Source organism: Bacillus sp. SDLI1, from assembly GCF_001553895.1.
Lineage (GTDB): Bacteria > Bacillota > Bacilli > Bacillales > Bacillaceae > Bacillus > Bacillus siamensis.
On record NZ_CP013950.1, the window covers coordinates 4,063,818 to 4,084,200 of the forward strand.

Annotated in this window: 23 protein-coding genes and 1 pseudogene; all 24 read right to left on the reverse strand. The window is 36.8% G+C overall.

Annotation, left to right across the window (positions count from 1 at the left end; all coding sequences use genetic code 11):
* Positions 1 to 5 precede the first annotated feature (5 nt).
* The 24 genes and pseudogenes from AUL54_RS19840 to AUL54_RS19945 all read right to left on the reverse strand — a co-directional run bounded on the left by AUL54_RS19840 (position 6) and on the right by AUL54_RS19945 (position 20,362).
* Complete coding sequence (locus AUL54_RS19840) at positions 6 to 473, reverse strand: hypothetical protein (protein ID WP_060964947.1); 468 nt, start codon at positions 471 to 473, stop codon at positions 6 to 8.
* 20 nt (positions 474 to 493) lie between these two features.
* A complete protein-coding gene (locus AUL54_RS19845) occupies positions 494 to 1,285 on the reverse strand; it encodes a hypothetical protein (RefSeq protein ID WP_060964948.1) in 792 nt (263 codons plus the stop codon).
* Between the two features lie 39 nt (positions 1,286 to 1,324).
* On the reverse strand, positions 1,325 to 2,050 hold the full coding sequence (locus AUL54_RS19850) for a hypothetical protein (RefSeq protein ID WP_060964949.1): 726 nt from the start codon (positions 2,048 to 2,050) through the stop codon (positions 1,325 to 1,327).
* Complete coding sequence (locus AUL54_RS19855) at positions 2,047 to 2,553, reverse strand: hypothetical protein (protein WP_060964950.1); 507 nt, start codon at positions 2,551 to 2,553, stop codon at positions 2,047 to 2,049. Before AUL54_RS19855 ends, AUL54_RS19850 begins: the two co-directional genes overlap by 4 nt.
* A complete protein-coding gene (locus AUL54_RS19860; protein ID WP_060964951.1) occupies positions 2,550 to 3,203 on the reverse strand; it encodes a hypothetical protein in 654 nt (217 codons plus the stop codon). Before AUL54_RS19860 ends, AUL54_RS19855 begins: the two co-directional genes overlap by 4 nt.
* Positions 3,187 to 3,441, reverse strand: a complete 255-nt coding sequence (locus AUL54_RS19865) for a hypothetical protein (RefSeq protein ID WP_014472032.1) — start codon at positions 3,439 to 3,441, stop codon at positions 3,187 to 3,189. The genes AUL54_RS19860 and AUL54_RS19865 overlap by 17 nt, the downstream gene beginning before the upstream one ends.
* Complete coding sequence (locus tag AUL54_RS19870; protein WP_021493605.1) at positions 3,438 to 3,833, reverse strand: hypothetical protein; 396 nt, start codon at positions 3,831 to 3,833, stop codon at positions 3,438 to 3,440. The genes AUL54_RS19865 and AUL54_RS19870 overlap by 4 nt, the downstream gene beginning before the upstream one ends.
* Positions 3,834 to 3,847: 14 nt before the next feature.
* Positions 3,848 to 4,318, reverse strand: coding sequence for a hypothetical protein (locus tag AUL54_RS19875; RefSeq protein WP_021493604.1), 471 nt, complete (start codon positions 4,316 to 4,318; stop codon positions 3,848 to 3,850).
* Positions 4,319 to 4,352: 34 nt separating this feature from the next.
* A complete protein-coding gene (locus AUL54_RS19880; RefSeq protein ID WP_014472029.1) occupies positions 4,353 to 5,369 on the reverse strand; it encodes a hypothetical protein in 1,017 nt (338 codons plus the stop codon).
* 37 nt (positions 5,370 to 5,406) lie between these two features.
* Positions 5,407 to 5,943, reverse strand: coding sequence for a hypothetical protein (locus AUL54_RS19885; protein WP_060964952.1), 537 nt, complete (start codon positions 5,941 to 5,943; stop codon positions 5,407 to 5,409).
* A gap of 24 nt (positions 5,944 to 5,967) precedes the next feature.
* Positions 5,968 to 7,404, reverse strand: coding sequence for a hypothetical protein (locus AUL54_RS19890; RefSeq protein ID WP_060964953.1), 1,437 nt, complete (start codon positions 7,402 to 7,404; stop codon positions 5,968 to 5,970).
* A 30-nt stretch (positions 7,405 to 7,434) separates the two neighbouring features.
* Entirely contained in the window at positions 7,435 to 8,970 is a 1,536-nt protein-coding gene (locus AUL54_RS19895) for a hypothetical protein (RefSeq protein WP_060964954.1), read from the reverse strand.
* Between the two features lie 18 nt (positions 8,971 to 8,988).
* Positions 8,989 to 10,758, reverse strand: a complete 1,770-nt coding sequence (locus AUL54_RS19900; RefSeq protein WP_060964955.1) for a terminase large subunit domain-containing protein — start codon at positions 10,756 to 10,758, stop codon at positions 8,989 to 8,991.
* A complete protein-coding gene (locus tag AUL54_RS19905) occupies positions 10,745 to 11,665 on the reverse strand; it encodes a hypothetical protein (protein ID WP_060964956.1) in 921 nt (306 codons plus the stop codon). Before AUL54_RS19905 ends, AUL54_RS19900 begins: the two co-directional genes overlap by 14 nt.
* A 105-nt stretch (positions 11,666 to 11,770) precedes the next feature.
* Positions 11,771 to 12,295, reverse strand: coding sequence for a hypothetical protein (locus AUL54_RS19910; protein WP_060964957.1), 525 nt, complete (start codon positions 12,293 to 12,295; stop codon positions 11,771 to 11,773).
* Between the two features lie 32 nt (positions 12,296 to 12,327).
* Positions 12,328 to 12,657 (reverse strand): hypothetical protein, encoded by a 330-nt coding sequence (locus AUL54_RS19915; protein ID WP_060964958.1) that lies wholly within the window; start codon positions 12,655 to 12,657, stop codon positions 12,328 to 12,330.
* Positions 12,658 to 12,693: 36 nt separating this feature from the next.
* Complete coding sequence (locus AUL54_RS19920; protein WP_060964959.1) at positions 12,694 to 13,149, reverse strand: hypothetical protein; 456 nt, start codon at positions 13,147 to 13,149, stop codon at positions 12,694 to 12,696.
* A 110-nt stretch (positions 13,150 to 13,259) separates the two neighbouring features.
* Entirely contained in the window at positions 13,260 to 13,634 is a 375-nt protein-coding gene (locus AUL54_RS19925; RefSeq protein WP_060964960.1) for a hypothetical protein, read from the reverse strand.
* Positions 13,635 to 13,666: 32 nt separating this feature from the next.
* Positions 13,667 to 14,866: a metallophosphoesterase family protein gene (locus AUL54_RS19930; protein ID WP_060964961.1), complete on the reverse strand. Its 1,200-nt coding sequence runs from the start codon at positions 14,864 to 14,866 to the stop codon at positions 13,667 to 13,669.
* A gap of 11 nt (positions 14,867 to 14,877) precedes the next feature.
* Positions 14,878 to 15,087: a YonK family protein gene (locus AUL54_RS19935; RefSeq protein ID WP_060964962.1), complete on the reverse strand. Its 210-nt coding sequence runs from the start codon at positions 15,085 to 15,087 to the stop codon at positions 14,878 to 14,880.
* 512 nt (positions 15,088 to 15,599) lie between these two features.
* Positions 15,600 to 15,767, reverse strand: coding sequence for a hypothetical protein (locus AUL54_RS21380; protein WP_158509236.1), 168 nt, complete (start codon positions 15,765 to 15,767; stop codon positions 15,600 to 15,602).
* Between the two features lie 680 nt (positions 15,768 to 16,447).
* Positions 16,448 to 16,613, reverse strand: a pseudogene (locus tag AUL54_RS21305) (hypothetical protein); the annotation flags it as partial.
* A 700-nt stretch (positions 16,614 to 17,313) separates the two neighbouring features.
* A complete protein-coding gene (locus AUL54_RS19940; RefSeq protein WP_053574266.1) occupies positions 17,314 to 17,589 on the reverse strand; it encodes an HU family DNA-binding protein in 276 nt (91 codons plus the stop codon).
* Between the two features lie 262 nt (positions 17,590 to 17,851).
* Positions 17,852 to 20,362, reverse strand: a complete 2,511-nt coding sequence (locus AUL54_RS19945) for a hypothetical protein (protein WP_060964963.1) — start codon at positions 20,360 to 20,362, stop codon at positions 17,852 to 17,854.
* Positions 20,363 to 20,383 lie beyond the last annotated feature (21 nt).

A 20,383-nucleotide genomic window follows, 5' to 3' on the forward strand; every position in this document is an offset into this window, starting at 1 on the left:
TCAAATTATTTAGCTTCAAATACTCTTACATCCCTGTCAGTACCGTCATTGATCACATAGACATAAAGTGTTTTGCCAGCAGCAACAGGCACCGAAAAAGGTTTGTCGCCGGCTGCCAATGGGATACCTGTATCAGCAGTTACAGTAGAGTTTCCAATGTAAATCGTGCCTTCTGCAGGTGGGTAAATAGTAAGTGCTGTTCTGTCAGTGATACCTGCAGTAACTTTTTGAGCTGTTGAAGTAACAGTGAATTTATCCGTTTTAAAAGAGGAGAAACCGGGATCTCTTTCATTCAAGGTCACCGAAGGGGATTGTACTTGGATGCCTTTGATAGCATCTAAACCAGCTTGAGGGAAGTCAACTTGTAGGGGTTTTTCTTGTGATTTGAGATGAATGTCAGTTACTAGACCACCGTTTCCATCATCTCTAGCTGAAGATTTTACTCCATCGAAATCATTAAGTTTTGCTGCCATTAAAAATCACTCCTGTAAAATTAGTTGCCAACATCTACGGATTTAGTTTGAGTTTCTGTGTCAGGGCCAGGATCTGGAGCGGCTACATTGTCATCTCTGCTCGCTTCAATAACAACAGCCATCTCGTCTGTGTCAGTATCGGCCAGTGCTTCGAATTTAATTTCTGGAGCTAGTGCATTACCGTTTTCTAGGGACATTTCAAACTCACCTGAAGGGGATACGTTAGGGAATTGAATGTAGATATCGCTATAGACCTCTTCCGTATCAGGGTTGTAGGCAATTGTACGATATTCAACTTCATATCGCTCAGAGAATTTACTTGCTTTAATAGCGAGCCGTCTGCCGATTTTGTTAATCTGATATACGGCTGTTAATTTCTCTTTTGCACCAGCAAATCCAGTAGGGATTAGATATGTGCCATCTGTAGATACAGGCGTCTTATAAGTTAATCCTTTTTTGTTGAAGAAGGTTACATCACTTACCGGTTTACCTTTAAGAGTAACCGCATTTTTGTCATCAACAATTAGACCATGTTCACGGTCAAAAACCTGAACTTTTGCTTCTTCCTCAATTGTTTCACCTTGTGTCATTGCCAACCATTCAAGGTCGAAAAATGCATTCTTGACAGTAAGATTGATTTCTTTTTCAGACTTCAAGATATAAAGTGGTTTATTCCCGATACCGCCGCGAAGTTTGTCTTCGGAGATGGCTTGGGAGAATGAAGCTGTTTGTGCTTCTGCTGTAAATACAAGCTGACCATCAGATTTTCTTCTGAAATAAACATCAGCTGTATCTTGAATAACTGTTTTCATCTATAGATTTCCTCCTTAAAATAAAAAAAGGAACAGCTATTAGCTGCCCTTAGAAAAACCTTTGGTCTCATTCATAAATTTATCTCGGCTTATGTAATGTTTCTCTTCCTCAAATAAGTCAATGTGTTTATCCCAGTTCACAATGTTCTTGCCTGCTTCTGGTGAAACTGTAGCAAAGAGGGTAGAAGTGTCATATTGCTTGAATTGAGCAATGCGGTGATAAGTCATATAAAGTTGAAACAGGGTCATGTCATTAATGTCTTTATAAAGATAGCCTGTATAAGTTGACACTGTGCTAATGATATCTGCCATATTAACTGGATCCACATCTTGACTCTTGACTCTTTTGCTTCGCTCATTAGCTTTTTGAATCTCAGGATTGGAGCTTATTTTTTCTTCCTTCAAACAACACATTTTTAATACAAGTTCTCTAATGGAATCGAAGTTGTCTGGAGTAAGCTTATCCAGTATTTCTTCTCCATTGAACATTTTAGAAAACACTGTGCTATAGGCTTCTTGAAAATTAGGAAGGGTACCCGAAATTTCATAAAGAGTCATTTTTTTTAATTCAGCAATAAGCTCATCAAGTTCCCCAAAACGATTAACATCTTCTTTGCTATAAACATAAATGATCTCTTTTTTGGACATTTTGATTAGCCTTAAATAATTGGCTAACTGACCGTACTCTTTAACTTTGATGAATCTGCATTCACCAAGTTCTGTAGAGATAGGTTCTCCAGTAATGAAAAACTCCATATCAATCATTTCATAGCTCCGAAAGTGAATATTAATTTGTATCCCAAATACCCTTCAGGTGCGTTCGATATGAGCAGTCTTGTGTATTTAACATTTTTACCGATACCAGCAAAATTTTGATTGAAGAGCATGTCACAAATACGATCCGTAATTTTCAGGTTCCTGAATTCAGTCTCTTCATAGGTGTTAATGTGTGTATAAACATCAATCATCAAATCTTGATCTAGTAGCATCACACTTTGGGTTGAGGGTTTAGGGATTCCATTACCAAGATAGACACAAAGCCTGCAAATTGGTTGATCGGTTAAATCATCAGTTTTGGGAGCACGTTTGATTATGGAGCTTAATATCGATGGGGAATCATCAACTGGATCATAATAATTTTCCAATGTCTGAACGTCAGGGAGAGAAGAGGAGAGAGGGTCATCTTTATAATATAAAAGACGATTCAATTCTGTGTCATTTATAATAGTTCTGAATACAGTTGTCATATGTTCGACCATCATACTCATTCGCTATCACCTCCAACTTTCTTCTTGGCTATAAGTTTAATTGTCCCGATGTCTCCATAGACCTTGGAGTAGTCTATATCATTGACTTGGTAGGTTTCACCAAAGAAAGTAAGAGTAAGGCCAATTTTTAATTTTTCATGTACAAAATAAGGGATTGTAATATTTGCTTGTCCATCTGGAAGATTTACCGCCAATTCAGTTCCATTTATCGAAGTAGACCTTTCAAAAATACAGGGAACTTCAGTCTTTTCACCTGGAATCTTTTTGTAAATTGGCTTACCCGTTATTTCGTTAACCTTACCTGATTCAACAGACTTGTCATCTGAGGTTAGAGTGAATACAGCACCGCATCTTTTGATTTCGGCCTTCTTATATATTTTGTTACTATGAGGAAGCGAAGTGATGAGCCATGTTTCGCCGTTATATTTAACCACACCACCACAATAAATGTCAGATATTTCACCTAATATATATTTAGAAGTTCCATCACCACTAGAATACTTTGAAGTAATCATTACTGTTTTTTCAATTCCGTCAATCGTAACTTTCTCAGATTCAAAACCTTTTAGACCTTGCTGGAAAATGAGCTTTCCATCATGCAAAAGCTTCTCATTAATGTTAACCTTGTGATAATTACTGTAATCCTTCAATTGAATCACCGTCTGTCAATAAGCAATCATTAAGCCTATTTAACTCACCACTTACTGTTAAAATAGTATCTCTGATTTCTATAAGGTCAGGGTCACTCAGTAGCTTTTTGTTAAGGTATTTCTCCAATTTGAAAAGTACTGAATTGTTTTTCTTGCTGAGCGTATTGCAATACACGTCTAATTCTTCAATCTTAATTTGTCCATTGTTTAATACCGATTTAACTTGAATCATACTCATAGATAATCCACCGCAGCATTTAATATCAAACGCTCAATTTCGTCTCTCTGTTCAGCTACACTTTTATTAAGTGAATTGATTTGTGTGCCAAAGTTCTTAATACCCACATCATTCGTGAAGGGCTGCCATGTATTCTCAAACAAGGTCTTTTTATTTAACAAAAAGATGTATCTCAAGTAGTGTGCAAGAATAAGAATATCATCCTCAGATAATTCTCTGTTTACAGTTTCTGTTGAATCATCAGCTTTTAAATTGTCTCTCAATCTGTTATTGAAATGAAGGATTGCATTTCGAATTGATTTATAAATGTCCTCTTCTTCTTGAGGAACATCAAAATCAGATGTTTCACAGTTGTTTAAAAAGGTTTCCCATATTTGATCATAAGATGTCATAAAAATCCCTCCTCTTAGTCAAAGAGAAGGGAAGGATCAGCGACTCCCATCCAATCAGCCAATACTTTTAATTTGCCCGCAGCAATGTCATCGCTAAATTCTGAAGCAACATCAATAATAAATTGTTTCTCAGAATCGACTGTGATTTTATCGAGCTTATTTTTAAGTTGTGCAATATTACCCGATTTAATCATCTTTTCTATTTCTTCTTTAGTGTGAATGTTGTTTTCGTAATCCTCTGATTCAACAATAGAGTCTTTAATCTCTTTAGTTGTTTCATTGTCATCTACAATAACTAATTCACCTTTATCGAAACAAACGCTATTCATTGTGAGCCACTCAACAACTTCTTTTGGGACTTCTTTAATATCAACCTTACCATTTTTGCTTCCAGCCCAGGTATATTGTTTATGTCCACCATCACCAGTAAATCCAACAAAATAAGATGTGCTTCTGTGTCGCGCTAACTTAATTTTTTCAGTCAAAATCATATCCTCCTAAAAAATCCTCATATTTGATTTAAATTGATACTGCAGCTTGTTCTTCAATAATTCCGATCGCTTCTCCAAAAAGAAGATTAACAGAAGCATCTTGAACAATTTTCATTTTGATTCTTTCATCTTCAATATCTTGCTCTGTCAATTGACGCAATCCGCCATACTCAACTACAGAAAATGGTTTTTGAGAAACGCCGCCGGCAAACATATATCCTTTATTGACAGGAAGTTCGACTTTACTATTTGTATCGTCAGTAAATGGGTTAGTGAGATTGACAGCAGTTGTTCTACCGATTGTAGCAGGGTTCAATGCAGTAAGGAGTTCTCCTTTAATTTCTTCTGTTAAGAAGTTCTTATACGTTGAGTCTGTTCCTTGTTGGATTGCGAAGTAGTCGATGAGAAGGGTGTCAGCTACGAAGATAGGTTTCCCGCCATAACGTTGAAGCACAGAGGCTACTTTGTTGTATTGTTGAAGAGTAAGGTTTGAGCCTGTTTGAACATTCTTTGCAGGGATTTTACCTGCTGTAATTGCACTTGCAGTTAATTGATGAATTTTATCGAGGTATAAACGGACTTTAGCATCTGCAATATCATTCACCAATTTATTAAAGTAAGTAATTGAATCTGTTACGAGGTCTAGAGGCTCGTAGTAGAAACCTGTTGACATAGTTTTTGGAACGGCTGGAACAGTTTCTTGACCTTCAACACGAACCAAGTCTACACCAGAACCTGTAGCAGACCAAATGACTTTTGCTTTATTCTTTTTCGGAATTTTAATTTGTTTAATATTACCTCGTTTTTCTTGTTGGACATTAGCCAAAAGGGAAAGCAACTGGGTTACTTTTGGTTTTGCGATTTCATCAGCTTGTTCAACGACAAGGTTATTAAATTGATGGAGCATGGAAGGATCAGGTGTCGTTCCACCATCGCCAAACACTTTCTTAATATAAGTTTGAATATCGGCTTGATCAGTACCGTCCATTTTGTTGTTTAATACACGGCTAAACAAGCCTTTGATTTTCACAGTGTCTAATTTCATTTGAATACTCCTTTTATTGAAATTTATTTGTTATGGATTAGGCCTCGATTACTTCAAGGCGAACAAGCTTTTGCCCCATTGTGTAAACAAGGTCATCTTCGTTATTTACAACCAGGAACTTAGCAGAAGAATCAGCATAATCTTCATGAGGTGATGCGGAATCACTAAGAATATATTTTTGAGTTGCAATATCAAAGTGTGCCACTTGACCTTGTTTAACCTCGGTCACGCCCGCATTTAATGAAAATGCAGAAACATCAAAACGAGTATAGGCTGGCTCAAGGATAACAATTCGAGCATGTTCTCCTACACCGTTATAAAAGTCTCCCATTGATTCACCAAGATACCGTGCTTCAGGGGAAGCAATTAAATATGCTTTTTTTGTTTTATCTGATAGCTTTGCAGCAGTTCTATTTCCCTCAGCGTCAAAACCCAGTTCAACAAGCATGAAGTTGTCGATATCTGATCCAGTTACTTTTGCACCGTGAGCAACTGTTTTGATTTTTAAAGAATTCAAGTTTCCAGTAGTATGATTACCTACTTCAGTAAGGGCTTTTTGTAATCTTGTAGCCATATTTTATTCCTCCAAATTTAAAATTTATTGTGAAAAGCGGGATTCAAAAGAGTCGTCGTTAGGGATTAAATTTTCCCGTTTACTTGAAAACTCTCTAATGGTTGTATTTGTTTCAGCTGGAGCACTGACTAAATCAACTAACATTGTATTAAGTTGTAGCACAGCTTTTTCTCCTTCTTCATCTTGTTTAATTGAAGCATGAATAAGGTTTTGTACTTCTTCCGAACTGAATTTATCCTCAGCCTTTAAAGCTTCGAATTTCGCTTTATAAAATTCATTTTTCTTATTCAGCTTTTGCTCAAATAAAGCTTTCTCGTGTTTTTCTTTAAAAGGCATCAATTGCTCCACCTCAGAGTTCAGCTGAACAAGCTTTTCACTAGCAGAGTTGAATTGCTGTTCAACTTCTGCCTTATCCTTATTGATTTGATTTACTTGTTTTGTCAAATCCTTAATCTGTTCTTCTTTCTGGTTAAGTTGTAATTGAACAGATTCAGGAACAACTTCCTCCCAGTTCCGCGTCATAAACACTTCGGTTTTACTTTCAAAATCAATTGAAACAACATCACCTGTTCTTGAGTAACTAAACTTATAGTATTTGTCATAACTATTTTCATCCGCCCAGCTATAAACGTTTGCGATGAAATATGAATCGTAAACGTCAGCTATATATGAATCTGACTCTTTGTCAAGAGTAGGGTCTAGTTGACCATAAAGCAATGTTCTAATGTCTGAATGAGATAATTCAAACACTTTCTTAAATTTATCCACGGTTTCACCTTCCTTTTGATTTTCTTTACTTGCTGCTTGAAACACTAATTTTTCAAATCGCTGTAGTTCATTAAAGCTTAGTAGTTTAGAAGATTCGTAAGCAGGGAGGACAACATCATGTTCGCCTCGCTTTTCGGAATTTAAAATTGCATGGCCAGCCAAATAAACAGGGGATTGAATAAACTCAATATCATCCTGTACTGTATAATTTGAATATAAAATTTCGCAGCTTGTGTTGATGTTGATCCCTCTGTTATACCATTCTTGTAGTAACTCACAGGCATCATTAAAACGAGAACTCCACAATACAGCATCTGCTGCAAGAACTTCTTTTTTCCCATCTGGTGTATCAATTTCCATTATGTATCCTTCAGAAGTGAAAACTCCAATTGGAGTTGTGTCCATTTTTACTTCAAGTTCGCCATGCTTATCTGTTCCTAAATAGGCTTCATGGGAACCAAGTGCATCTGTTGAAGTATTTATATCTTCAACTTCATAATATTTGGCAACGATGGGCTTATTGATAATTGTAGGGGAGGCTTCTAAGGCTACTTCTTTGGGGATTATTGTGTTGTTATGTGATACTTCAAAATCAAATATGATGAAGGTACAAGGTAATTTTGTTGGATCATCCGATTGTTTAATTTCATTAAGCTGCAACTGGCATGATCGTTTCTTTTGCTTCTTTGTCAAATGAAATTCACCCCCTTTCAAAAGAGAACACTATTCAGGCGTATTATTTCCATCTGAAGTTCTTGATTTTATTGTATTTTCGTTTGTAGGAGTTTCTGTGGAAGATTGTCCAGCTTCTCCATTATTTGAAGAGCCATCACCCATTGTGTAGGATGTTTGGTACGGTTTAATTTTATCTTGGAGTTTAAGCTCTTCAGTTTCATAAAGAGTTTGTTCGAGATAGCTCTCCCAGGATACTCCAGCTAAGTTGTCAATTACATGCTTAATAGACCAGCCTTTATCGTTTAATTTAATTAGGATATCCATTTTCTCTTTCAGAGTGAGCGGCTTGTCTTTATCATAATTCATATAATAGTTGTCTTTTTGACTGTCCGGTAAAACAAGGTTGAATAGCTTTTGATAAACTTCTTGTTCAATATCCTCCATTAATACACCAATACGCTTATAAAATGTATCTAAATTTAATGATGATGTTGCGTAGTTACCTCCATCGCCATTCAGAAGGGATCCGGACAAGCCGTAAGCAGATTGAATGTCGCTATTAATATGATCAAATTTTGCTCCATCTAATCCATCTGCTTTAACATCTGGAAAGTTGATGTCAGCAAAGTCAGGGATTGATACTACGGTTACTCCATCTTTTTGGTTTTTTTCTAAAGCTGACTTAACTCCGCCATGAATTTTTTGTTTAACTGCTTTAGGCAGCTTCATGTTTGTATATTCTCCGTTACCTTTGTCTGTACCAATTGTTAATACTGCAACAGCGTTAATAATCTTATTTGCAATAGACCTCTCAACATCTTTAAGTTTCTTTTTGTGAAGCACATCATATAGACCTGGGGTAACCCAAGATGTTCCCAATCCTTGATTTCTCTTTAGTGTTCCTGTGCGCAGTGGGAAAGTTCTCTCTTGTGGCAATTCCTTGTATCGATATTTCTCTCGATCTTTCATGAAGTTTTCATAATCGCTTTGTTTAATAAAAGGGGAGAGGCTTTTTAACAATTCATTCCTGCGATCATCTTTATACTTAGTGAACATCTCCATGTCAACTACACATACCCAGTCTCCATTTCTTCTAAAAGAGGGAAACACATACTTAATCTCATCAAAGATAAACGGATAGGGACTCTTATCGTCTCCAAGCCATATACCAACAAGAGTACCGGCTGTAGCAACCTGTTTTAACAAATCTCTAGTAAGTCTTTTATGCTTGACTTTATGTAAGGATTTATTTAAAAGGGAAATATGCTTATCTGAAGACTTAGCTTTATAAAAGGAGTCAATTTTATAGTTGAGGGTAGGGAGGGCTTCAATCAATTCAAACAGTTGGTGAATCTCTGCAGTAGAAATGTAAAAGTACTCTGCAAGATTTTCGATTTCTTCTTGAAATTGATCGGGGTTAGAAAAATAGTTCTTTAATTGTTCGGCCTCAACTTCCGTAACAATGCCACTGGAAAACATATTCGAGATAAAGCCCGAAGCAAATGTAGCAGTATAAGTTGAATAGTCATTCAGCATTTGCTTATACTCTTCTGATTCAATGTCAACCTTATTTAAGGAAACCATGTTTCACCTCATTTCTTTTTAAAAATAGACCAGCTCATCTTCAACGTCATATTCAGTTTGTTTGTTTAACTGTCTTTCTAATACTGTGGCAATATAGTTGCCATAAGCCACTGAGCTATATCTGTCTTTTCGTTTACTCTTTGGCTCTTTTAGCTTAACTTGTCCATTATCGCTATATTCAGCTTCTAAGTTGATCATTTCATTTATTAGAAGTGTAATCTGAGCATAGCTTGAAAGGAATTTCCCTTTAACCTCAGGGGATAAGCCTTCATAGCCTTTAAATCTTTTCAGGTATTCTTTTCCTTCATTTTCATTGATAGGGATTTTGATTTTCCCTCGTTTGAATCCATCTTTGAGTAATACCGCAATTTCACTGTTCAATTGTGCATTACCTTTGATGCTATAAATTACTTTTTCAGCATTTTGATAAGTACACCGCTCAGCCATTCTTTCATCGTTAATACATGAAAAGGGATCATATTCTTTAGCTCGTTCTTTATCATATAGAGGTTGACATAATGCGTCATACACGCCAAGCCCGATACTTTGAGTATCTAATACAATATAGTCGCAATCATAGTCTTCGTATATTTGTCTAATTCTTGTTGCTTGTGTCCCTGTATGACCCCCTACAATGCTTTCCATATATACAATATGACGATCATATCCATTGGAGTTTGGAATCAGTCTGAATACTGTGTAAACACTGGCATCGTTATCCTTACCGGCCATTCCGGCGATGTCATTGCTTACCAGTCTAATCTCTCCTGGTTTCTTGGATTCATATTTGAAGTTGGAATCCTTGATTAGGTTGTAGTAGTCAGGTGGAAAGAGGGGAGAAGCGAGTTTCCGGTTCTTTTCTATGTCTTCAAATTTAAAATAAGCCTTTTCAGATTCACCAAACCAGAGAGCTTCCATTTCCATTGACCAACCAATAGGATCGAAGTCTTCTTCTGCCATTTCATCTCGAACCTGATCTTTATCCAAAAGACCTTCCTTTATTGCGATTTGATAAGGGAGACCGCAAACAAAGTATTTAGAACCCTTCATCATTGCATTGTAGTATGTAATGAACCTGTTAAATGACCAATGAACTTTATACCAGCAGGATGAGAGGTAAATTTCTTTGTTTCGCTCTTTGAGATGGGCGTATTCTTCTTTTTCAAGATATTTAGGAGAACGAGGAGCTGTTAGGAATTTTCGGAGTACTTTACTGATGATTTCAAAATCAACCATTCTGAATTCATCTACAATGAGGAGGTTTGCACGTTTGGAGCGTGCACCATCATTTGAGGCAACGATTTTAATCCAGCTACCATTATGGAACTCAACTTTGGCATCATTCGTTGAGGTTTTTAAATCTTCTATTTCTCGCCTTAAATTAGGCGATTCTTTACGTAAGTCATCAATTTTTTCTATGACTTCACGAGCTTGTCCTTTTGTTCCTGATGCAATAACTATTTTCGTACCTGGGAAGAGGATGGCTTGTACACAGCAGTATACAGAGGTTAACCAAGTTTTACCCTGACCACGACTGGCCAAATACATAAAATAATGGTTATGTACCATCATGTAAATTAAAATACATTGGAACAATTTAAGCGTAATGCCCAAGTATTCTTTTACGAAACGATGTGGATTTGCTCTATAGAATGAAGTCCATGCACCAATACCATCCATTAATCGTTCGGATTTTGATTTCTTTTTAAAGTTGTTTCCCTTTTTAAAGATATTAATTCCTCGACTATGCTTGTTGCGATCTGTTGTGAAATTTTTATGTGAGGTCATTTTCTCGTTCCTCTTCTTCTGTAACAGGTTCTTCAACAGTGTGCTTATTCATTTCTTCCCAATATTCCTCTGAATATTGATTTTTCAGACCAAGCATTCGGGACAGATGACCAAGGAAAAACACCTTAATGTATTTACCAATTTTATCAGGATCTTTCCACCTAGGCTCTGGCTCAGGTATTGGTCTCTCATTCTCATATTTTTTTATCAAGGTTCCAAAAGACTCTTGCTCAACTCCACTTGCTCCAGTTTCTTGAACCGGTTTTAAATTACTTGAGCCAAGTAAATCTTGAAGAGTTTTTTGCTGCTGATCGACTTTTTCACCATTTTCACGCCGTTTGCGGATATCTAGCCGAGTCAAACATATTTCATTTATAAGAAGTTCCATTCCTTTAGAGTCACATTCATACCTATTCGTGAAATCAATGTATTCATTCTGAAGCCAAATGTAATCTTCAACATCAAGACCACGACCCCAGAATTGCATTAATTCATCTATGTCTTCCTTTGATATATCTTCTGTACTTTTAGCGAGTAATAACTGTGTTGTGTATTCTTGTTCTTCTTCAAAGTCAAATTCACTGTCTGCCCAAGTTTTTGACTTGTAATCTTTCATTCCGATATTCTTCATATACGTACCTAACACATTTCCATCTGATTTCTTCTTAGAAACTGATTCGTTAACAGCAGAAACCCACAAGTCGTAAACAAATGGGCGATCAATCATCCTCAAGATGTTTTGCACATTCTTCAAGTTATCTTTGTCTTTTTGGAATTCGTTTTGGAGACAACTCTTACATACTGATAGTTTGCCGGTTGCAGCATTAAAAGCGGATTCAGAAATATAATATTGATTGGCATTTTGTTCTTTTCCGCAGCATGAGCATTTTACTTTTTCAGCAGACATATTTCACCTCCATAAAGTTAGTTGATGTAAACACGTTTTATAAAACGCCCAGTAATAGAGCGGAAGGGGAGTACCGCAATCATCCTGGGCGTTCTAAAAAGGTGTTTAAACTAAAGAAGAGAGGACTTCATCATGATGAAATCCTCCTTTGATCTCAATTCCTGATTTTTTAATTGTTTTGAGTTGATCTTTAGTAACAGTACTGTCGATATAAACGCCATTCGGAAAATGGTTACCTTCTAAATAATTGGCTGAGAAAATAGAACAGCTAATTCCTTTTTCTTTAGCCAAGTCTTTATAAGCCTTTTTATGAGCACCTACAAGTAAAGGAATATTATTCTCTTGAGATAGCCTAAGAAGAAGAGTTGTTTTACCTTTACCTCTCTGAGAATCATTTACTAGAAGAACCTTAGGTGCATTTTTATGGAATCTTTCTTGTAGTGATTTATCCACGTCATTAAAAACAACTTTCATTCGCTTGGATGGAGGTTGGATTTTCTCTCCAAAAATAGTTAAATGAAGAGCTTCTAATACTCGCTTAATCTCAGCATCACATTTGTAACCAGACTGTTTTAATTCTGAGAGAGTTTCTAAGTGTTTATTTAAGTATTTAAAATCTTCATTTTTCATTTTCATCATCATCCTCAATTGTTTTTTTTGTATTACTTTAATAAACCTTCAATAGCTCCTAGGCTCACAACTGTCTCATAAGGTGAATAGTGTTTTGCTGCCACACTCATGCTTCTTAAATCATCTATGGCAATTCTTTTATTTATAAAAGCTTCTCTATGAGACTCAATAACATATTTAGGATCAGCAAATGGCTTACTTACAGTATTACAAGTCACTTCTTCATAAACAGCAGGAATTGAATCCAACAGATACTTATAATCACACAGCTCTTTCATTAGTTGCTCTTTGTTAATATTTCCTGTTCCATCTTCAATGATTTCCTTCCAGAAAGACTCGTAAACATCTTTGTAATCAGCCACTTACACTGCTCCAATCTGAATAAAATTAAAGTTTTATCAATAGTGAATTTTGAAGAATTCGTTATCTATTGGGTTTACTTTAAAAATCAAATCTAAACCTGATACTTCTCCACTAACACCTTTAAGTTCTGCTCTAGAAATAATTTCGACATTGTTAAATTCTAGGGTAACTTTGTGTGACTTTGATGTCTCAGTATGGTGACCGACTGTTTCAGCCAGTAGTTTGAATTCAGAGCGAGGAGTTTCTTTTAAAACTGAAATAAATTGTTTCTTCCCTAACTTTGATTCAAAGGAGGTAGGGGCTTTATAATCACCTAAAAATTTAAGAACATCAAAATTTAGCAGAGCATTTTTTGCAAAAATCAAATACGTTTCATGTTCATCGCTATAAAAGATTTCAACATCTTGAAGAGTTGTTAAATCAATTAAAGACTCCTCAGTTTTTTTATCATACAAATGAAGGTTATACACTTCGTGCATTGCTAAATCCAAGTTTATTCTCTCCTTTAAGATAAAGACTTAGAAATCACCCTTTTAAACTCTTCCGAAAATTGACCCCAATAAATAGACAATTCGTTAATAAATGAAGCGACTTTCATTATTTAGTCCTCCTTTTGGTAATGCAGTACACGTTCAGATAGTTCCTTATGGATCAATCGAAGGGAAGTTCTAAGAAAACCTAAAGTTCTACTTAATTCACCGAAAACACAACTTAAACTATGATAAGCTTTAAAATCCCTCTTATTAAATGAAGTAGTAATAAAGATTTTGAGATTGTCCATTTCAGATGAGATTAATTTATTAATATTTGACAAGTATTTAATTTCATTCATGTCTTGAGTATTTATCATCTTCATGTACTCACACAGCGATTTGGCGATAGTTTTGTATGCCGGATGATTTCCTTCCTTGCGTAGTTCAGACAGCTTACTTAAACAATTACCGATATTATCTTTGATGAAATCTTTATTTTCCATAATCGTTCTCCTTAAAGCGATTGGTCGCAACCCTATATTTCATTCTTAAATCTAATTATGTATGTAGCCTCAATACCTGTATCATCAAAAACCATAAATTTTTGAGAAGGTTTTGTGCCAAACCGACCTTGCATAGCATAATCATCCGCACCGACAAGCGCTCCGTTTACAACAACCGTTGTGCTGCCGTACTCTTTTTCATAATTGTGATGAATATGACCACCGAATATGTAAGAAGGGATGTAGCCAAGTAATTGAGGCAATCGTGTTACACACTGATCAACACGATCGTAGTGTCCGTGTACAAACACGACTTCCTGATTGTTGATTTTAGCGGGGATGAAACCGTCTTGCTCAGGTTCAATGGAGATGTTCTTTATGTTCTTCAATCTGGCTTCGAGGTACCAATTAATGAGGTATTCAAAGTTTTCTTTAATCCCTATATCATTTTTAGAAGGGGAGAGCCGACCGTGATTGCCTGCTACGTTGTAGAACTTAACTTCTTGAAACTCACTTGCCAACATCGCTAAAACCTCGGCAAGCGTTTCTGATACATATTTAATTTGTTCTACAGCATCTTCATTGGCCTGAACTCTTGTAGACACATGAATTAGGCCCCCGATTAGATCACCAAGGTTTGCTACATGAAGTGTGGAAATGTGATTCTGCTTACCATACTCAATCACTTTGTTGGTGAGGTGTTCTACACGCTCATTGAAGATTTCTTTGTTGAATTTATTAATGCGGTTGTCGATTTCCATTCCGAAGTGCCAGTCACTGAATAGAGCAAGTCCATGTTTTTCAGTAATAGCAGGTGATGGGAAGGTAAAGCGAAGGGGTCTTTTTGACTCTAGAGAAGCAATAGCTTGAACAACATCATCTCTAATTTTTTCAAATCGTGCTTGATTTGAAATCTTCTTTTTGAACTCTCTGTTTTGGTCTTGTTTTCTGATTTTTTCTTTCTCAGATTCAATACGAATAGTTTCATATTTATCAAGGATTTCTTTATCAACGTTCTTTGAGATAAAGTAATCGTGCCAGCGCTCAAATTGCTTAAAGTCTTTACGCCATTTGCTTTCATCATAGTTGGTTCCTTGATCCTTATTTAAAAGGGCAGCAATTGTTTTTGTGTCAATGTGATAAGTATCTTTGTTTTTGAAAAGTCTAATATGATAATCAGTGAACGATTCGTCTTTTTCTCGCTGTAATACAGTATCTAAAATAGCTGTCATTCAGTCACCACCTACTCAGGAAGTCCTTCAGTTTCTTGAGGAACAACATCACTGTCACTTTTTAACGTGAAATCAATTTGATCTGTTTTGCTTTCGAGCTCTCTTAGGTATTTAGATAGTGAGTGAATGTGTATGCCATCGCCTTTATACTCAATAATTTGATCTTCATCTACGTTTACAGTGCATTTTTTAAAAGAATACTCTTTCTTGCCTTTAGCCATTTAAATTCCTCCAATATGTGTTTTATTTACGTACAATAAGCTCCTTCGGAAGCCCGATGATCCGAAGCATCGGTAACGTCCGAGAAGGGGGTATAAAGGAGATGAAAAGATAAGTCGGATAGGCGTTGGGGAAACGCCCGAAGGAGATTATTGATAACTTGCGTACCGGAAGGATCGTAAGCAGATTCCGACTGATCAGTAAAACGCAAGCACAAAAAGACCTCCGCCGTAGGGTGCGGAAGCCTCGTTCTGATTGCGTTGGACTCACGTAGGCTAAGTCGACCGTCGGGTTATAAACCCTTCGAATGTCGAACGCAAGTCACCGCGACAATATTACACGCTTTCCGGTACGTATTTAACGTCCCCACCGGCGGAGAATCCGACGTCGCTATCGGATATGCGGGCGAAGATTTGCACCTCTCATACTGGTTATTCCGGGCCGTGTGTGCTTCGTATACCAGCAAAGGCAGGAGTCTTTCACTCTCTCGATGCACCCGCGAATTCGCGTCTACCTATTCCGCCACCGCATCGTTAGTTTTTAAGACGCTCGATTCTAAGATTACCTGCGCTTGATTATACGCTTCCTCATGACCGCCGTTCTTAAACTCGGCTAATTTTTCCCGAAATTCTCTATGACGTTTTAAGTAAGCTTCTTTGTCGAATTTAATGCGTATCGGCATTTTCGTCCTCCCTTGAGAATTACACGAATTAGCGTTCTTACATATTATTCATTTACTCACCTAGGTACGCAAAATCTACAGGGAAGACGCTGATTACAGGTTCAGCGACTGAAACCTTTGTAGTCAACAAACTATAAGTAAGCCGAAAATAACAAAAGACGCCATAATAACGTCTTCAGAAACTCCTTGTACATCATGGTACATGAGCATAAAAGGCTGGTTATCGCTGTGCGAAATCCAGCTGGCTCCTTCTACACATGGCAGATGAGCTATGACAACAAATAATACACTTTCTGGAATGTGTTTAAAGTTCCTATTACCTTTACATCTTATATATCAAGTTTTTATGTTGCTTGCCAACTGCTCAGCAGAGTCTGAGAGCCAAGGAAAAAATAATTTGAGAAGGAAAGACCCATTATAAGCCTTCTCAATGGCATTTTCAGTCTCTCTTGTCGGGTTACACGCCTTATTGAGAAACAAAGCGTCTCAAACGCTCGCCATTTATTTTGCACAGTTTTCTCTGACCCGTGTAAGGAGGTATGTGCATGGGAAAGGTAAGTCTCCATACAGAACATTGAAGGAGAAGTAGCGAATAAAATAGCGAATGTGTTGCTAAGTGAAATTGAAAAGGCAAGACCGAAAATAATCCTTTTCTGTGAAATGGGAGCGGTGATCAAGCGCCCAAAAACCATCTCACTTATTTTACGAGGGTATGTAATTACAAAGCCTCGCTAACCCGGAAAAATTTTTGATGACCGCATAATAAGCAGCAAAGCTTACAAGGTCATTTTTTAAAGGGAAGGGAGACGCATCTGCCTTACCTAAGTGCAAGCCGAAGCAGTACACCGCAATTAATATTCAGGCTACATGTCACCCATAATAAGACCCTGATGGGATTCAGTCGCAATTATATTAATGCGCTAAGTCTTATCGGCATATTTAGCCCGATAATAGTCATTTATCTGTCTCTTTAAGATACAGACATCCGAGCTGAACCCTCATAAATGACCATTATCCGACTGACCACAATGACCAGTTGTAGCTGTAAAGTCGAATTTAATGCTTTTGTTCGTATGAAAGTGAGAATAGACATGTTTAGAAAAAGCTTCATTCACGATGGGGCAATACCCCGCTAATATTCACTTATCTGAAACCCTGGCATTCCAAGTCCTCAAACAAATGAATATTAGCGGAGAACTGATATCCCACATATCAGTAAACAGCTTATTATTGACGACACCCCCATGCCATCAATAAAAGAACTCTAATTAACCTGGAGCTGAATGCGGGAGAGGATTTGCACCTCTCATGGATGACAATTCGCCAACTATTAGTCTTCTTCTCTTGAAGGTTGGTCTCGAGATTCCCGAAGGTCAGTCATACCACCTCGATCTACGCGTTTACCTTTTTCGCCACCGCATTCTAAGGGAAAAGAGGGGAGGGCGACAATTTCCTCCATAACATCTAACTCTGCCACTTTTAGGAGCATAAGCTCTATGTGACAAAGCGTGCAGGAAGCCTTTCCTGTCGTCCTCATTAATTTTTATTAAGCTTTCACTGCGTCTTTTAGAGCTTTAGCAGCCTTGAAGGCAGGTGCCTTTGTAGCCGGAATATCAATTTCCTCACCCGATTGTGGATTTCTCCCTTTGCGAGCTGCTCGTTCACGAACTTCAAACGTTCCAACTCCTGGAATCTTGATTGATTCACCTTTTGTAAGTGTTTCAACGATCACATTAAATACTGCTTCCACTTTAGGTGCAGCTTCTTTCTTAGTAACTCCTAATTTTTCTGCAACTTCTCCAACAAATTCTGTTTTGTTCATGTTTTAATTCCTCCTAGTGATATTGTTTATTTTTGTGTTAAAGTATAATTACGGTAACGTTTATGCTTCTTTTGAAAAACGGGAGACGTACTCACCCTTATATGTGGAAATTAGCTTTCTTTCTCCCTTATGGCGATTATCTCAAAAGGGGCTTTCAGACCAGTCATATCAAGGGTTCAAGGCACTTTTTTTGTTAAACTTTTTCCGGCAAAATCGCTGTACCCCTTGGGGGAGTAAGGCTCAGGGCACTTTCTATTGGTGGTTATTTTCTCTTTTTATTATATTTTTTGTATTTGTCTAGTTCTCTTTTCTTTGCGCAGGATGGACAATATTTGGCTTTGTTCGATGTAATTTTAAACATCTTCCCGCAACAACAGCATCCTCTATAAGTCTTTAAGCTATGTTTTAGATTTTCTAATAAAGTATCGCCAAAGCACTCCCATAATGTTGATTTAAATTTGCTTTTCTTTTTATATAGATACTTAACCAAAACATCAGCGACATATTGCTCGTCATTATGGATTTTCAACAATCTGTCTTTAATGACCTTATAGACATAGAGTTTTTGCCCAGGCTTAATGTCTTCATCATTCATGAGCCATTTCTTGTTCTGGTCTAATCGTTTGTACTCACTAATAATTGCCTCGTCCAACTTAATCTCCTTGTTCTTGAGCAGAAAACGATAATCAAACTTTCCTGCAACAGCTGCGAAATTAATTCGGTCAGAAGGGATAATGGAGTTTAACTTATTTACTGTGCTTTCATTAATTAGCTCAACGCTATGTTCTTCTTTATCCTTTGCATTGATGAAGAAGTGGGGGACTTTATTTTTTATGTAATCTTTAATTTTTTCATCAACATGATCAGGACGGGTAGGCATGAATAAGGTTTTTGCAAAATCAATAGTAAAGTTATTTTCCATGCATAACCATTTGATCACGTCCAGATTTATATTGTCACTGTTCCATATCTTAGTGATGTTGTTACTGTGCTCCCCGATATTGATCCCATAAGCAAGAGTTAGTGCTTCATAGATGTTCTTGCTATTAATCTCTTGTTTCTGGGCTACGGACATTTCATAATACAACGGAACGATGTTTTCCATATTACGCTTGGCAATATTGACGATTAACTCATCAGAAATAATTAAGGCCTTATCCCCGTCATTATCAAACTGCAGCAACTTAGATATCGGATCATGAATGCTGGTGTAAACACCTGGGGTAATGAACCACTTTTCATATTCCTCATCTTTTTTGTTCCACCTAACACCATGCTCTCTATATAAGTGAGGGGAGCGGAGGATATCAATATACCCTTCATCATATAAAGAACAATGGACATCGCTTCCTGAAAGCAGTCCTTTTGGTTTCTGGATGTTCAGAAATAATTTTTCGCAGAAAGCATACAGATCAGGGCATAAGTATGTATAACGAGCACCATCCACAAGCAATTTTCCTGATTTGGCATCTTTGATCATGCTTTTCTTTTTATTTTTAATAATTTCTTTCGTGTGATCATCGTTAAGAAGTTCTGGATATAGAAGTAAAGCGTCCTGAAGAGCTGTCCGATGTTTCTTTTTCTCCGTAGCTCCAAGAACTCTTAACATGGTTTCTTTGTCAGTTCCCAATGTGGTTATTTCTTTTACAGTCTTAGAGCTCATTTGAATTAATTCTTCATCCGAGATATCTGTAAGTGTCTGGAGCATTTGATAGGTGAGCTTACCTTCAACAGAAGGGTCTTCTTCGTTGAGCTTTGCCCCTAAGCAACCATATTTTTTATAACTGTCTTGATATTCTCCCCACGATGAATAATACTTCCACATTTTAAATTGGCTTTTAGTGAAGATAATTTGAATATCATCTTTCACTACGTCCCATTCCTTGCCGTATATATCAGTTACTTTAAAAGCGTTGTTTTCCTCAGCAAATTTACGAAAATCAAAAGGGACTAATAAACCCTTTACCCATGGGAGCCTTATCATGAAGCTTTTACGACTTAGAATAGGGAGAATCATTCCGCAGCCATCTGTATGCTCAATGGGAATGTTCATTGTTTTTCGTGTGATTTCGTAGGTGTCTCGGTCAATATAGTCAACAAGGCTTGATACATCCGTTTCTAGGTCGTTGACAACAATTGCTTTATCAATATCGATCTCCCAAGGGCTACTGGCGCTGTTTGATAGGGCCATATAGCTATTCCATTTGTTAATGCTGCTCCCACCAAGGGAATTAATCTTTTCAATGCTCAAGCCACAGGTCAAAGCATCCTGATACTTGTCGTAGGTACTTTTTTTAATGAAACATGACTTCTTTGTACGAATTTGACCGGCGCTGCTCGTGAAATAAACGTATTTTTCATTGTTATGTAAAAATCCTTGATCAATAATGTCCTTCAATACTTCAAAATGATAAGTTTGTACAACCATGATTTCCTCTGAAAGGGTGTTTTCTTTAATCCCTAATGTTCGGGTCAACACTGAATCAAATAATGAAATCACTTTGTTGTCTCTTAAACTGTCAGTTCGAAGTGTTCTTATGTCATTATGTTCATCGAATGCAGAGTAGAGGCATTCTTTAAGGTATGTAATTCTTTGCGAAATGTATTTCTTATGTCTATTATGTACACTATCTAATGTCTTAAGATAATCTCTGTATCTATAAGACTTCAAAATCCTATTATGTAATGAATTTTCTTTGTCATTATAAAATGCTGATGTGTCCACACTGTATATGTGAACTTGCTTAGACAATCCATCCTTTTTTCTTTTCAATCAATCCCCTCCGTATATTTT

Bases quoted from the DNA above. Each gene is read 5' to 3' on its own strand.
- AUL54_RS19840 (WP_060964947.1), bottom strand. From the start codon at position 473: ATGGCAGCAAAACTTAATGATTTCGATGGAGTAAAATCTTCAGCTAGA.
- AUL54_RS19845 (WP_060964948.1), bottom strand. From the start codon at position 1,285: ATGAAAACAGTTATTCAAGATACAGCTGATGTTTATTTCAGAAGAAAA.
- AUL54_RS19850 (WP_060964949.1), bottom strand. From the start codon at position 2,050: ATGATTGATATGGAGTTTTTCATTACTGGAGAACCTATCTCTACAGAA.
- AUL54_RS19855 (WP_060964950.1), bottom strand. From the start codon at position 2,553: ATGAGTATGATGGTCGAACATATGACAACTGTATTCAGAACTATTATA.
- AUL54_RS19865 (WP_014472032.1), bottom strand. From the start codon at position 3,441: ATGAGTATGATTCAAGTTAAATCGGTATTAAACAATGGACAAATTAAG.
- AUL54_RS19870 (WP_021493605.1), bottom strand. From the start codon at position 3,833: ATGACATCTTATGATCAAATATGGGAAACCTTTTTAAACAACTGTGAA.
- AUL54_RS19880 (WP_014472029.1), bottom strand. From the start codon at position 5,369: ATGAAATTAGACACTGTGAAAATCAAAGGCTTGTTTAGCCGTGTATTA.
- AUL54_RS19885 (WP_060964952.1), bottom strand. From the start codon at position 5,943: ATGGCTACAAGATTACAAAAAGCCCTTACTGAAGTAGGTAATCATACT.
- AUL54_RS19895 (WP_060964954.1), bottom strand. From the start codon at position 8,970: ATGGTTTCCTTAAATAAGGTTGACATTGAATCAGAAGAGTATAAGCAA.
- AUL54_RS19900 (WP_060964955.1), bottom strand. From the start codon at position 10,758: ATGACCTCACATAAAAATTTCACAACAGATCGCAACAAGCATAGTCGA.
- AUL54_RS19905 (WP_060964956.1), bottom strand. From the start codon at position 11,665: ATGTCTGCTGAAAAAGTAAAATGCTCATGCTGCGGAAAAGAACAAAAT.
- AUL54_RS19910 (WP_060964957.1), bottom strand. From the start codon at position 12,295: ATGAAAAATGAAGATTTTAAATACTTAAATAAACACTTAGAAACTCTC.
- AUL54_RS19925 (WP_060964960.1), bottom strand. From the start codon at position 13,634: ATGGAAAATAAAGATTTCATCAAAGATAATATCGGTAATTGTTTAAGT.
- AUL54_RS19930 (WP_060964961.1), bottom strand. From the start codon at position 14,866: ATGACAGCTATTTTAGATACTGTATTACAGCGAGAAAAAGACGAATCG.
- AUL54_RS19935 (WP_060964962.1), bottom strand. From the start codon at position 15,087: ATGGCTAAAGGCAAGAAAGAGTATTCTTTTAAAAAATGCACTGTAAAC.
- AUL54_RS21380 (WP_158509236.1), bottom strand. From the start codon at position 15,767: ATGCCGATACGCATTAAATTCGACAAAGAAGCTTACTTAAAACGTCAT.
- AUL54_RS19940 (WP_053574266.1), bottom strand. From the start codon at position 17,589: ATGAACAAAACAGAATTTGTTGGAGAAGTTGCAGAAAAATTAGGAGTT.